This window comes from Sphingopyxis sp. (assembly GCF_016704835.1).
GTDB lineage: Bacteria > Pseudomonadota > Alphaproteobacteria > Sphingomonadales > Sphingomonadaceae > Sphingopyxis.
Window position 1 is genome coordinate 846,692 of the sequence record NZ_JADIZJ010000001.1, and the last position, 13,098, is coordinate 859,789.

A 13,098-nucleotide genomic window follows, 5' to 3' on the forward strand; every position below is an offset into this window, starting at 1 on the left:
GCGATCGCAATGAAGCATCAAATATCGGAAAGTTGGATATGATCTACCCGACCCGCCGGGCGATCTACCTGCTGCTCCTCGGCGCCCCAATGGCGCTTGGGCTGGGGCTTGTCCGGCCCGAGCTGTGGCTGGTCGCGCCCGGGTGGATCGGCGTGATCTTCGCGTGCCTGATTCTCGACACCATCGCCGGCGCCAGTCCGCGCCAGCTGAGCCTTGACGCCCGCTTTCCGCATCAGGTTGGGGTCGGTGACCCCTTCGACCTCGCGCTTGCAGCGACGGGTGCTGCGGTACCGCCGCGCGCTGAACTCGCGCTCGCGCTCGACGAGCGGTTCGTTGAGGGCGGGCGGCTGGCGGGCGACATGCGCAGGACGAACGCGGGCGGGGCATTGACCCGCACCCTTTCGCTCGCGGCGTCGCGGCGCGGACAGGCGCTGATCGAGGCGCTGTGGATCCGCTGGGCGGGGCCGCTGGGGCTGGTGTGGAAACAGCGGCGCTTTGCGATCGACGGCGCGATCAGCGTCGTCCCCAGCCTGCGCGCGGTCACCGAAGAGGGCAGCCGGTTATTCCAGCGCAACAGCTGGTTCGGACTGCGCCAGCAACGCCTGCGCGGCGAAGGCACCGAATTCGAAGCGCTCGCCGAATATCAGCCGGGGATGGACCGCCGCGCGATCGACTGGAATGCCTCGGCACGCCATGTCAAACTCCTCGCCAAGGAATATCGCGTCGAACGCGACAACCGCGTGGTTCTCGCGATCGACAGCGGACGGACTATGGCCGAACCCGTCGGCGGCATGCCGCGCGTCGACCGCGCGGTCTCGGCGGCGCTGCTGCTCGCCTATGTCGGGCTGAAACTCAACGACCGGATCAGCTTTTTCTCCTTTGCCGCCAAACCGCAGACGCTGACCCCCGCTTATATGCACACGCAAGATTTTCCGGCACTGCAGCGCGCCGCCAGCGTGATCGACTATGCCCATGTCGAAAGCAATTTCACCCTCGCGCTGACAACACTCGGCGCCCAGCTCAACCGCCGTTCGCTGATCATCCTGTTCACCGAATTTACCGACGCGACCAGCGCCGACCTGATGATCCGCGCCGCGGGGCGGCTGGTGAAGAAGCACCGGCTGCTGTTCGTCGTCATCCGCGATGAAGAGGTTGAGGGCGAGGAACGCCGCCGCCCCGAAAGCGGCGCCGATGTCACGCGGTCGAACGTCGCCGCGGCGATGCTGCGCGACCGGCAGATGGTGATCGCGCGGCTCCAGCGCCTCGGCGCCGACGTCGTGGAAGTACCCGCCGACGCGATGGGCGCCAGCGCGGTCGAGGCCTATCTCGGCATCAAGCGGGCGGGCACCTTATGATCCCCGCCGCCGCCCCGACGCGCGCGCTCGATGCACCGAGCTTTTCGACCAGCCGCTTTCGCGCCGAACGCGAAGCCGACTGGATCGCCTTCGACCTGCTGCTCACCAAGCTGGAAAAGAAAGGCGCCAAGGCGCTGACCAGCGAAGAACTGTTGCAGCTGCCTTTGCTCTATCGCGCCACCCTGTCGTCGCTGTCGATCGCACGCGCGACCAGCCTCGACAAGGCGTTGCTCGATCATCTCGAGGCGCTGTCGATTCGCGGCTATTTCCTCGTTTATGGCGTGCGCGAGAGCCGCCTCAACCGGCTGCGCCGCTTCTTCCTCTACGACTGGCCCGCCGCGGTGCGATCGGTATGGAAAGAGACGATCATCATCGCGCTGATTATCCTGCTCGGCGCGCTGACCAGCTATTCGCTCGTCGCAAGCAACCCCGAATGGTATTATAATTTTGTCGGCGAAGATATGTCGGGCGGCCGCGATCCGCGCGCGACCACCGAATTTCTCCGTTCGACGCTGGGACATGGCAAAGCGGCGAGCGGGGGCGAAAGCGGGCTGCATGTGTTTGCGACCTACCTTTTCACGCACAATAGCCAGGTATCGATCATGTCCTTCGCGCTCGGCTTCGCCTTTGGCGTACCGACGATGATGCTCGAATATTACCAGGGGATCGGGCTGGGCGCGATGATGGCGGTGTTCGCGGGCAAGGGCCTTGGCTTCGATTTCGGCGGCTGGCTGTTCATCCACGGCACCACCGAGCTGTTCGCGGCGGCGCTGTCGGGCGCTGCCGGGCTTCGCATCGGCGCTGCGGTCGTCTTTCCTGGCGCGCGCAGCCGGTTGCAGGCGGCGTCGGAGGCGGGGCGGACCGCGGGCAAGGTGATGATCGGCGTGATCCTGATGTTGCTTGCCGCCGGGCTGCTCGAAGGGTTCGGTCGCCAGCTGATCACCGACACGATGCTGCGTTACGGCATCGGCTCGCTCATGCTGCTGTTCTGGATTGCCTATTATTACATCCCGCGCCGCGAGGATGTGACATGAGCGCTGCCGCTGCCCAGGCCAACGCCAAATCGCGCAGCGCGCGGGCGAAAAAAATCCGCCAGTTTGTCACTCCCGAGGGCGTCGATCTGGAGCTCAGGATCGCGAGTTCGGGGCTGCGTTTCGGCGCGCTGCTGGTCGACCTGATCCTGATCGTGCTGGCCCTGGTTCTGTTCTCACTTGTGATGCTGTGGGTCGGCTTTGCGTCGCAATCGGACATCACCATGGTCGTCTGGATGCTCGGCGCCTTTTTGCTGCGCACCTTCTGGTTCATCGGCTTCGAGCTCGGGTCGCGCGCCGCGACGCCGGGCAAGCGGCTGATGGGCATCCGCGTCGTCGCACGCAACGGCGGCCGACTGACCGCCGACGCGGTGGTCGCGCGCAATCTGATCCGGGAGCTTGAACTGTTTTTGCCGCTGATGATGCTGAGCGTGGGCGCGGCGGAAGATATGGTGTCGGGGTGGACCATGCTCGCGGGTGTGCTGTGGTCGCTGACCCTCAGCCTGTTCCTGCTGTTCAACCGCGACCGGATGCGGATGGGCGACCTGATCGCCGGAACCTGGGTGGTGATGGCGCAGCGGGTGAAACTCGACGCCGACATTGCTATCGGCACCGCGGGCGACGCGATGATTTTCAGCGAGGCCGAGCTGGCGGTGTACGGCATTTTCGAACTGCAGGAACTCGAACGCGTCCTGCGCGGCAACGACCCGCGCGCGATGCGCGAAGTCGCCGACGCGATCCGCGCCAAGATCGGCCGTCCCGTCGCCGAAGAGGATGACGTCTTCCTGCTGAGCTACTACCGCCAGCTCAAATCCCGGCTTGAACGCAAATTGCTGTTCGGCAAACGGCGAGAGGATAAATATGCCAGCGACTGACATCAGCGTCGCCAACGCCCTGCAGTCACGGCGATCGATCCGCAAATTCACGGACCGAGCCGTCGACCCGGTGGTGCTCAAGACCATTTTCGCGGCGGCGCAGCGCGCGCCGTCGGGGGGCAACCTCCAGCCCTGGCAGGCGACGGTGCTCACCGGCGAACCCTGGCAGGCGGTGAAGGCCGCGGTCGCCGCGCGGCTGGCGATGGGGCGCGAGGGCTATCAGCCGGAATATGACATTTATCCCAAAGAGCTGACCGATCCGTGGGAAGCGCGACGCTTTGGGGTCGGCGAGGGGCTCTATGCCGCACTTGGCATCCCGCGCGAGGACAAGGCGGGCCGGCTGGCTCAGTTCGTGGAGAATTACCGGGGTTTCGGCGCACCGGTGATGCTTTTCCTCCACTGCTCGCGCATCATGGGACCGCCGCAATGGTCGGACATGGGCATGTGGCTGCAATCGGTGATGCTGCTGCTCGTCGAGGCCGGGCTCGCCAGCTGTCCGCAGGAATGCTGGGCGATGTACGGCAAGACGGTGCGGGAGACACTGGCGCTGGGCGACGGCCAGATTTTGTTCACCGGCCTCGCGATCGGCTATGCCGACGAAGGCGCCGCAGTGAACCAGTGGCCGGTACCGCGCGTGGGGCTGGATGAAGTGATCGATTGGCAGGGATTTTGATATGAAGCGGCAGCGGATGTGGACAAAATATGGCGTTGCGGTGCCGCTAATGCTGGCGGTTGCCGGATGCGCGGCGGTGCCGACACCGGCTGCGCTTCCGCCACGCCCTGCCCCCGCCGCGGCCGCGCCGGCGCCGTTGCCGACCCCGACCCGCGGCTGGGAGGATCGCGCGCTCGACAATGGTGCGTGGCGTTATGACGCGGGCAGCCGCGCCGCGGCATTCGTCCCGACCGGCAGCGCCAATCCGCTCCTCACCATGACATGCAGCGGCAACGCGATTCGTCTGACCTCAGCGTTGGCTGGCTCCGTCAGCCTGCGCACCAGCGCCGGGACCGACCAGATCCGCTTCGACGGCGGCAGCGCGACACTGTCCAACCGCGACCCGCGGCTCGACCGCATAGCGTTCAGTCGCGGACGCTTCGCGCTGGAAACACCGGGCGGCGGCGCGCTGACGTTGCCGGTGCAGTCGGAAATCGGGCGCGTAATCGAGGATTGTCGGTAACAGGATCCTCCCTGTCGCGAAGCGATGGGGAGGGGGATCGCCGCCGCAGGCGGTGGTGGAGGGGCGGCGCCCTAGCGTCATTGCCGCTCCGTCAGCGCGGCGCGCTGCCAGCTTCCCATGGCTACGCCACAGGGAGGACTTGGAGGTTACCCGCCAAGCTGCACGGTTCCGCCCCTGATCCAACCCCAGCGGCACGGCCCCTGATATTCGCGCGCATTCGCGACCGACTTTCCAACCCCGCACATATCGGGGTCGGTCCCGGGGGCGGCAAACACGATCCCAAACCAGGCGTCATTCTCGGCCGCTTCGCACAGCGACACATTGGCGCCGCCAGCCAGCTTGGCTTTGACCGCGCGCGTTTCGCCGGGTGCCCAATAGACGTCGGTGCCGCCCGCCTTGACGCGGCTGATGCTCGAACAGGCGGGTAGGCTTGGCCCTTCGGTGCCAATCATCACCGCGCGTGTCGCGAGCGGTTCGCCGCTGACGTCAGGGGCGTTTTCGGCGGGCGGGGCAGGTTGGCTGCACGCGCCAAGCGCGAAGGTCAGGAGGGCGGCGAGGGGGAGGGTGGAACGCTGTTTCATGAACGCGAAACTAGCCGCCGCGGCGCGCGCGCGCAACGCTCGTCCTGCAAGGACCAAGACCCGCATTTTCGCTTGGGTTTTGCCGCCTTCGACCCTATATAATCGGCATGACGGACACCCCTGAAAATATGGCGCCAAGCGCCAACACCAACCTTCCCAATGCCAATGCTTATGGCGCCGATTCGATCAAGGTTCTCAAGGGCCTGGACGCGGTTCGCAAACGGCCGGGGATGTATATCGGCGATACCGACGACGGGTCGGGTCTGCATCACATGGTGTTCGAGGTTTCGGATAATGCGATCGACGAGGCGCTTGCGGGGCATTGCGACCTCGTCCTGATCACCCTCAACAGCGACGGATCGGTCAGCGTCGAAGACAATGGCCGCGGCATCCCAACCGGCATCCACGCCGAAGAAGGCATTTCGGCGGCCGAGGTCATCATGACCCAGCTCCACGCGGGCGGGAAGTTTGAGAACACCAGCGACGACAATGCCTATAAGGTGTCGGGCGGCCTGCACGGCGTCGGGGTCAGCGTCGTCAACGCGCTGTCCGAATGGCTCGAACTGACGATCTGGCGCGATGGTGAAGAACATTGGATGCGCTTCGAACATGGCGATTCGGTTGGCCCACTCAAGGTTACCGGCCCTGCCCCGGCGGGCAAGAAGGGCACGCGCGTGACCTTCTCGGCATCGACCGACACGTTCAAGAATGTTCTCGAGTTCGATTTCGAAAAGCTGGAACATCGCTATCGCGAACTGGCGTTTCTCAATTCGGGGGTTCGCATCAAGCTGGTCGATGCCCGCCACGCCGAGCATCAGTTCCATGATCTTTATTATGAGGGCGGCATTGGCGCCTTCGTCAAATATCTCGACCGCAACAAAACCGCGCTGCTGCCCGATCCGATCGCGATCAGCAGCGAGCGCGACGGCATCGGCATCGAGGTCGCGCTCGAATGGAACGACAGCTATTACGAAAATGTGCTGTGTTTCACCAACAACATCCCGCAGCGCGACGGCGGCACCCATCTCGCCGCATTCCGCGCCGCGCTGACGCGCACGATCAACGGCTATGGTGACAAGTCGGGCATTCTTAAGAAAGAGAAGGTCTCACTGACTGGCGACGACATGCGCGAAGGGCTGACCGCGATCGTCTCGGTCAAGCTGCCCGATCCAAAGTTCAGTTCGCAGACCAAGGACAAGCTCGTCTCGTCCGAAGTGCGCCAGCCGCTCGAAAGCCTGATGGCCGACCGGATGACCGAGTGGCTGGAGGAAAATCCCGCTTACGCGAAGGCGGTGATCCAGAAGGTCATCGACGCCGCCGCGGCACGCGAGGCGGCGAAAAAGGCGCGCGAACTGACGCGGCGCAAGGGTGCGATGGACATCGCCTCGCTGCCCGGCAAGCTCGCCGACTGCCAGGAACGCGACCCCGCCAAATGCGAACTGTTCCTCGTCGAGGGGGATTCGGCAGGCGGATCGGCCAAGCAGGGCCGCGACCGCCATGTTCAGGCGATCCTGCCGCTGAAGGGCAAGATTTTGAACGTCGAGCGCGCGCGCTTCGACCGCATCATCTCGTCAAAGGAAGTCGGAACCTTGATTCAGGCGCTCGGTGCCGGGATACGCGACGAGTTCAATATCGAAAAGCTGCGCTATCACAAGATCGTTATCATGACCGACGCCGACGTCGATGGCGCGCATATCCGCACGCTTTTACTCACCTTCTTCTATCGCCAGATGCCCGAGATCATCGAGGGCGGCTATCTCTACATCGCGCAACCGCCGCTTTACAAAGTCGCGAAGGGGCGCAGCGAAGTCTATTTGAAGGACGATAGCGCGCTCGAAAATTACCTTGTCGACGGCGGCATCGACGCGCTGATGCTCGAGACGAGCGGCGGCGCGCGATCGGGGAATGACTTGCGCGAACTGATCGAGCACGGCCGCCGCCTGCGCGCGCTGATGCGTTATGTTCCGCGCGGGCATAATTACGAATTGGTCGAAGCGCTGGCGCTGAACGGCGCGCTCGACCCTGCACTCGACAGCGCTGGCCGCGACGCTGCGGGCGTGCGCGCCGCCGAATGGCTCAACGCCGCCGAACGCGCGCTGACCGGCGGCATCGAGGCGAAGTGGACGATTACCGCGAGCGATGGTGGTTATACGCTCGAGAAGCGCTGGCGCGGGGTCAGCGACCATCATGCGATCGATGCCGCGTTCCTGGCCAGTCAGGAGGGGCGCCGCCTGCACAAGCTAGCTGCCGAACAGGCCGAGACCTATGCGCATCCCAGCCGATTGGTGAAGGGCAGCAGCGCCGCGGCGATGGCCGCCGACGCTGCCGCGCTTGCCGCGGCCGAGGCCGCCGAAGGCGATGCCGAAGCGAGCGACAGCGATTTGCCCGCCGCGGGCGTTGGCAAGGTCACGCCGATCACCCGCCCGTCCGAACTGCTCGAGGCAATCTTTGCGCATACCCGCAAAGGACTGGCGATCAGCCGCTACAAGGGGCTGGGCGAGATGAATGCCGAACAATTGTGGGAAACCACGCTCGATCCGTCGAACCGCTCGCTGCTGCGCGTCGAAGCCGAACAGGCCGACATCGCGCACGAAATCTTTGAGCGGCTGATGGGCGACGAGGTCGAACCGCGGCGCGAATTCATCCAGATGAACGCGCTGTCGGTGGCCAATCTGGACGTATGATCCTATTTGGTTCCGGTAAAGCGGCGCGAATTCGAACCTCCGGACGCAAATAATGTTCAGTCCAGCGCGCGGCGGCTTGTCTTGGCAAGCCACCGCTGCTTTGGGCGCATCCTCGACAAGGGGATGATGTCATGCAGGCCTTTGCAGCAATGCTGATGCCGCTCCTGCTCACGGTTTCGGCCGCGGGGCAGGACGCCGAAATCACGAATTCGGAGATCTCCAACACAGAGTTCACCGACACGGCGCTCGTCGAAATCGACGAGGAAACCGAAATCGGCGGCGGCATGGCGAGCTATTACGGCAAAGAACTCGCCGGCAACCGCACCGCCAGCGGCGAGCGCTTCAACCCAAGCCAGCTAACCGCGGCGCACCGGTCGCTGCCCTTTGGCAGCCGGGTACGCGTCACCAACACCGCAAACGGCGACAGCGTAGTAGTCCGCATCAACGACCGCGGTCCCTTTTCGCACGGCCGCATTATTGACGTCAGCCAAGCGGCAGCACGCGAAATCGGCATGCACCGCAGCGGCACCGCGCGAGTAAAGCTGGCGCTGCTCGACGACTGAGCGTCAGTCGAACACCGACCATCCGGCCGCATAGGCGAAATGTTCAAGCGCCACCGCGCCGGCAAGCGACGTTCCCGCCTCGTTGAGCCCCGGTGACCACACCGCGATCGATCCCTGCCCCGGCGCAATGCACAGGATGCCGCCGCCGACCCCGCTCTTGCCCGGCAGGCCGACGCGGAAGGCGAATTCCCCTGAATTGTCATAATGGCCGCATAACATCATGATCGCGTTGATCCGCCGCGCGCGGTGCGGCTCAATCAACTGCTCCCCGGTCAGCGGATCGCGGCCCTCCATCGCGAGGAACAGCCCGGCGCGCGCGAGCTGGCGGCAACTCATCGCGATCGCGCATTGGCGAAAATAGACGCCGACGACGGTTTCTACGGGATGCTTGAGATTGCCGAAGGCGTCCATGAAATGCGCCAGGCTGCGATTGCGCGCCCCGGTTTCGGATTCGGAAAAAGCAACGTCGAAGTCGATGTCGACACCGTCGTCGCCCGCCCGCGCGCGCATGAAATCTAGGATTTCTTCGGCCACCGCATCGCCGCCCCGCCCGTCGATCAGCCGGTCGGTCGTCGCGATTGCGCCGGCATTGATCAGCGGGTTGCGCGGAATGCCGTGCTCGCTTTCGAGCTGGACGACCGAGTTGAACGCCGACCCAGAGGGTTCGCGACCGACGCTGTCCCAGAGCGAACTGCCGACGCGGCGCAACGCCAGCGCGAGCGTGAAGACCTTCGACACCGACTGGATCGAAAAGGCCTCGTCGGCGTCGCCCGCGGTGTGGACGGTGCCGTCGGGCAGCGCAAGAGCGAAGCCCAGCTTGGCCGGGTCAACCTTCGCCAGCGCCGGAATATAGTCGGCGACGCGCCCCTCGCCGAGATGCGCCGCGGCGAGCGTCATCGCTTCTTCGATATGATTGCAAAGATCAGCGGTCATCGCGCAACTTTAGCATCTTCACGCACATCGGCGAGTATTTTCATTTTTGCAGAAATATTCTATGAAATAGAAATCAAATACCGACTCGGGAGAAAAATCATGATCGACCTACCGCGCGGCAAGGGGCTTTCGAGCGCAGTGAGCTATCAGGACAGCAAGGCGGCATTCCGCTGGCTGGAGGAGGCCTTCGGGTTCGAACCCTTGTTCGTGCTGCTCGACGAAGCGGGCAACCTTGCGCATTCGGAAATGGGATTCGGCGATTCGGTGGTGATGGTCGGCAATGAATGGTCGGACGATCACAAGAGCCCAAAGTCGATCGGCGGCAAGAACACGCAGTCGGTGCATGTGCAGTTGAACGTCGGCGAAGATATCGACGCGCATTGTGAAAGGGCCCGAGCCGCAGGCGCCGCGATCATCGCCGAGCCCGAGACGCAATTCTACGGTGACCGCAGCTATCGCGCTAAGGACCCCGAAGGACATATCTGGACCTTTGGCGTGACGGTCGAGGAGAAGAGCGCCGAACAATGGGACGCCGAGGGCGGTTTTACGACCAAGACGCGGCTCGACGATTGAGCGCGGCGCTCGACCGTATGCTGGGCGCGCTTGCCGATCCAAAACGGCGGCGCGCGATCGAGCTGCTGGGCGAGCACCCGCGCAGCGCCGGCGAACTCGCGGCCGAACTCGGCCTCGCACCTCCCGCAATGAGCCGCCATTTGCGCGCGTTGAAGGAAGGCGGGCTCGTCGAGGACGGCCATCCCGACTTCGACGCGCGCGTCCGCATCTATTCGATGAAGGACGGCGCGACCGCAGAACTCAGGCAATGGCTCGCAGCGACCGAGGCGCTGTGGACGCACCAGCTCGCGGCGTTCAAGCGCCATGTCGAGAGCGGCGAATGAGCGCGCCCCAATGACCGCGGCCGTCATCGTCGCGCTGCGGGTCGGTGTATCGCCCGACCTCGCCTTCACCGCCTTCACTCGCGACATCGGCCGGTGGTGGAAGAGCCATCCCCTGTTCCAGCTCTCGCGGAGCGGAGACGGCGCGCTGCGCTTCGATCCCGAAGGGCCGGACGGACGTCTCGTCACGCGCTTCGCCGACGGCAAGCTATGGGAAATCGGCGCAGTCCGTCACTGGCTTCCCGGCGAGCGCCTGACATTCGAATGGCGCTTGCCGAGCTTCAAGCCGGATCAGGTGACCGAGGTCGATGTGTGGTTCGAAGCCGTCGGCGGCGAGACACGGGTGACGGTGGAGCATCGCGGCTGGGACGCGATCCCGCCACAGCATGTCGCGCGGCACGGATTCGAGCTGATGCTATTCCAGCGGCGGCTCGGTGAGCATTGGCGCGAATTGTTGAAGGGCATGAGCGACGGGATCTAGCGGGCGATCGCCGAGAGAAAGCCTTGCTGCTGCCCCGTCCCGGCCCCAAGTTCCACATATGGACCTCCCCGCTCCCTTTACCGACTGGTTCGCCGCGCGCGGGTGGCAGCTGCGGCGGCATCAGGCCGATATGCTATCCGCCGGGGCGCGGGGCGAAAATGCGCTGCTCGTCGCGGCGACGGGGGCGGGCAAGACTCTGTCGGGGTTCTTGCCGACGCTCGTCGATCTTGCGCGGCATCCGACCGACCGGCTGCATACCCTGTATGTGTCGCCGTTGAAGGCCCTGGCGGCGGACGTCGAGCGCAATTTGCTCGGGCCAATTGCCGACATGGAACTCGACATCAGCGTCGAGAGCCGTAGCGGCGATACGTCGTCGGACAAGAAAGCGCGTCAGCGCAGCCGGCCGCCGAACATCCTGCTGACGACCCCCGAATCCTTGTCGCTACTGATCTCCTATCCCGACAGTTTCACGATGTTTGCCGATCTTAAAACGGTGGTGATCGACGAGATCCATGCGTTCGCGCCGGGCAAGCGCGGCGACCTGCTCAGCCTGGCGCTCGCGCGGCTCCAGACGATCGCGCCGGGACTGCGCCGCGTCGGCCTGTCCGCGACGATCGCCGATACCCAGGCCTACCGCGCGTGGCTGGCGCCCGACAGCGATGCCGAGAGCGTGACGCTGGTCGAGGGCGAGGCCGGCGCCGATCCCGATATCCAGATATTGCTGCCCGAAGGCGCTGTGCCGTGGGCGGGGCATTCGGGACGTTATGCGGTGCATCAGGTGATGACGGAGGTCGCGAAGCACCGCACCACGATCATCTTTTGCAATACCCGCGGGCTCGCCGAACTGATCTTTCAGGAGCTGTGGAAGGTCAACGACCTGTCGCTGCCGATCGCGATCCACCACGGCAGCCTCGACCGCGAAGCGCGTCAGCGCGCCGAGGCGGCGATGGCCGAGGGGCGATTGCGCGCACTCGTCGCCACCTCGAGCCTTGATCTCGGGCTCGACTGGGGCGACGTCGATTGCGTGATCCAGATGGGCGCGCCGAAGGGCTCGTCGCGGCTTCTCCAGCGCATCGGCCGCGCCAATCACCGGCTCGACGAACCGAGCAAGGCGCTGATCGTCCCCGGCAACCGCTTTGAATATCTCGAAGCGCAGGCGGCACTGGATGCGGTCGAGGCGGGCGAGCGCGACGCCGATCGCTTTCGCCCCGGCGCGCTCGACGTGCTGGCGCAGCATGTGATGGCGCTCGCCTGCGCGGCGCCGTTCAAGGAGGAAGCGCTGCTCGCCGAAATCCGTTCGGCGGCGCCCTATCGCTGGGTGAATGCCGCACTCTTTACCCGCCTGCTCGGTTTCGTCCGCGACGGCGGCTACGCGCTCAAAAGCTATGATCGCTTTCGCCGCCTCGCCCCCGACGGACAGGGCGGTTGGCGCATCGCGCATCCGCGGCTGGCGGCGCAGCACCGGCTCAACGCCGGGATCATTGTCGATGCTCCGACGCTGGACGTCCGCTTCAAGAACGGCCGCCGTCTCGGCACCGTCGAGGAATATTTTGCGAGCACGCTCAGCCCCGGCGACACCTTTGCCTTTGCCGGGCTCAGTCTGGAGGTCGAGGGCATCCGCGACACCGACGTACTGGTCCGCGCGACGAGCAAACCGGCGCGGATCCCTTCCTATGTCGGGGCGCGCATGGCGCTGTCGACGCGGCTCGCCGACCGGGTGCGCGGCTTCCTCGCCGATCCGGCGAGCTGGCAGCGGTTCCCCGCCGATGTGCGGTTCTGGCTCGAAATGCAGGCGCTCCGCTCGGTGCTGCCGCGCCCCGGAGAACTGCTCGTCGAGACCTTCCCGCACGAGGGCAATCATTATCTGGTTGCCTATCCGTTCGAGGGGTGGAACGCGCACCAGTCGCTGGGCATGCTGATCACCAAACGAATGGAGCGCGCCGGGTTGCAGCCGCTGGGGTTCGTCGCGTCGGACTATGCGCTCGCGATCTGGTCGCTGCGCCCGGTTACCGACCCGGCGGCGCTGTTCGACTCCTCGATCCTCGAGGATGAATTCATCGAATGGGTCGAGGGATCGCATCTGCTCAAGCGCGCCTTTCGCGAAGTCGCGGTGATCGGCGGGCTGATCGAGCGCCAGCACCCCGGCAAGCGCAAGACGGGCAAACAGGTGACCTTTTCAACCGACCTGATCTTTGACGTGCTGCGCAAATATGAGCCTGATCATCTGCTGCTCGAGGCGGCGTGGGCCGACGCGCGCGAACGACTGACCGATGTCGCGCGCCTCGGCGACCTGCTCGACCGCGCGGCGGGAACGATGCTGCACAAGAAGCTCGAGCGGATCAGCCCGCTGGCGATCCCGGTGCTGGTGCTGATCGGCCGCGAAAGCGTCGCGGGTGCCGACATCGACGATGCGCTGCTCGGCGAACTGGCCGACAGTTTGGCCGATCAGGCGATGGGCCCGACGTAGCGATGCCCTGCGGCGTTTCGCTTGCTGCGCGCCCGGATGAGGCGTAGATTGCGCCAAAAT

General features: G+C 65.0%; 13 protein-coding genes. 11 read left to right on the forward strand and 2 right to left on the reverse strand.

Features of this window, described 5'->3' with window-relative positions; translation table 11 throughout:
• Positions 1 to 38 precede the first annotated feature (38 nt).
• Genes IPF76_RS04185 through IPF76_RS04205 form a run of 5 tightly spaced genes read left to right on the forward strand, consistent with a single transcriptional unit; the run spans position 39 to position 4,436 of the window.
• Positions 39 to 1,355 (forward strand): DUF58 domain-containing protein, encoded by a 1,317-nt coding sequence (locus tag IPF76_RS04185; RefSeq protein ID WP_293840063.1) that lies wholly within the window; start codon positions 39 to 41, stop codon positions 1,353 to 1,355.
• Positions 1,352 to 2,389, forward strand: a complete 1,038-nt coding sequence (locus tag IPF76_RS04190; RefSeq protein ID WP_293840065.1) for a stage II sporulation protein M — start codon at positions 1,352 to 1,354, stop codon at positions 2,387 to 2,389. Before IPF76_RS04185 ends, IPF76_RS04190 begins: the two co-directional genes overlap by 4 nt.
• On the forward strand, positions 2,386 to 3,261 hold the full coding sequence (locus tag IPF76_RS04195) for an RDD family protein (RefSeq protein WP_293840067.1): 876 nt from the start codon (positions 2,386 to 2,388) through the stop codon (positions 3,259 to 3,261). The genes IPF76_RS04190 and IPF76_RS04195 overlap by 4 nt, the downstream gene beginning before the upstream one ends.
• A complete protein-coding gene (locus IPF76_RS04200) occupies positions 3,248 to 3,934 on the forward strand; it encodes a nitroreductase (RefSeq protein WP_293840070.1) in 687 nt (228 codons plus the stop codon). Before IPF76_RS04195 ends, IPF76_RS04200 begins: the two co-directional genes overlap by 14 nt.
• A 1-nt stretch (position 3,935) precedes the next feature.
• On the forward strand, positions 3,936 to 4,436 hold the full coding sequence (locus tag IPF76_RS04205; protein WP_293840072.1) for a hypothetical protein: 501 nt from the start codon (positions 3,936 to 3,938) through the stop codon (positions 4,434 to 4,436).
• Between the two features lie 146 nt (positions 4,437 to 4,582).
• On the opposite strand, the gene IPF76_RS04210 is transcribed toward IPF76_RS04205, so the two are convergent.
• On the reverse strand, positions 4,583 to 5,017 hold the full coding sequence (locus IPF76_RS04210) for a hypothetical protein (protein ID WP_293840075.1): 435 nt from the start codon (positions 5,015 to 5,017) through the stop codon (positions 4,583 to 4,585).
• A gap of 128 nt (positions 5,018 to 5,145) precedes the next feature.
• On the opposite strand from IPF76_RS04210, the gene gyrB reads away from it, so the two are divergent.
• Both gyrB and IPF76_RS04220 read left to right on the forward strand, forming a co-directional pair.
• A complete protein-coding gene (gyrB, locus tag IPF76_RS04215; RefSeq protein ID WP_293841918.1) occupies positions 5,146 to 7,701 on the forward strand; it encodes a DNA topoisomerase (ATP-hydrolyzing) subunit B in 2,556 nt (851 codons plus the stop codon).
• Between the two features lie 131 nt (positions 7,702 to 7,832).
• The gene (locus tag IPF76_RS04220) at positions 7,833 to 8,264 is read left to right on the forward strand and encodes a septal ring lytic transglycosylase RlpA family protein (RefSeq protein ID WP_293840078.1); all 432 of its coding nucleotides are present in this window, start codon (positions 7,833 to 7,835) and stop codon (positions 8,262 to 8,264) included.
• A 3-nt stretch (positions 8,265 to 8,267) separates the two neighbouring features.
• Here IPF76_RS04220 and IPF76_RS04225 read toward each other — a convergent pair whose 3' ends face one another.
• Entirely contained in the window at positions 8,268 to 9,161 is an 894-nt protein-coding gene (locus IPF76_RS04225) for a glutaminase (RefSeq protein ID WP_293841920.1), read from the reverse strand.
• Between the two features lie 135 nt (positions 9,162 to 9,296).
• On the opposite strand from IPF76_RS04225, the gene IPF76_RS04230 reads away from it, so the two are divergent.
• The 4 genes from IPF76_RS04230 to IPF76_RS04245 are packed head-to-tail and all read left to right on the forward strand — an operon-like array spanning position 9,297 to position 13,038.
• Positions 9,297 to 9,770 (forward strand): VOC family protein, encoded by a 474-nt coding sequence (locus tag IPF76_RS04230; RefSeq protein WP_293840080.1) that lies wholly within the window; start codon positions 9,297 to 9,299, stop codon positions 9,768 to 9,770.
• Positions 9,767 to 10,093, forward strand: coding sequence for a metalloregulator ArsR/SmtB family transcription factor (locus IPF76_RS04235; RefSeq protein WP_293840083.1), 327 nt, complete (start codon positions 9,767 to 9,769; stop codon positions 10,091 to 10,093). Before IPF76_RS04230 ends, IPF76_RS04235 begins: the two co-directional genes overlap by 4 nt.
• Before the next feature lie 10 nt (positions 10,094 to 10,103).
• Positions 10,104 to 10,571, forward strand: coding sequence for an SRPBCC domain-containing protein (locus IPF76_RS04240; RefSeq protein ID WP_293840087.1), 468 nt, complete (start codon positions 10,104 to 10,106; stop codon positions 10,569 to 10,571).
• A gap of 58 nt (positions 10,572 to 10,629) precedes the next feature.
• Positions 10,630 to 13,038: a ligase-associated DNA damage response DEXH box helicase gene (locus IPF76_RS04245; RefSeq protein WP_293840091.1), complete on the forward strand. Its 2,409-nt coding sequence runs from the start codon at positions 10,630 to 10,632 to the stop codon at positions 13,036 to 13,038.
• The last annotated feature ends 60 nt before the right edge of the window (positions 13,039 to 13,098 follow it).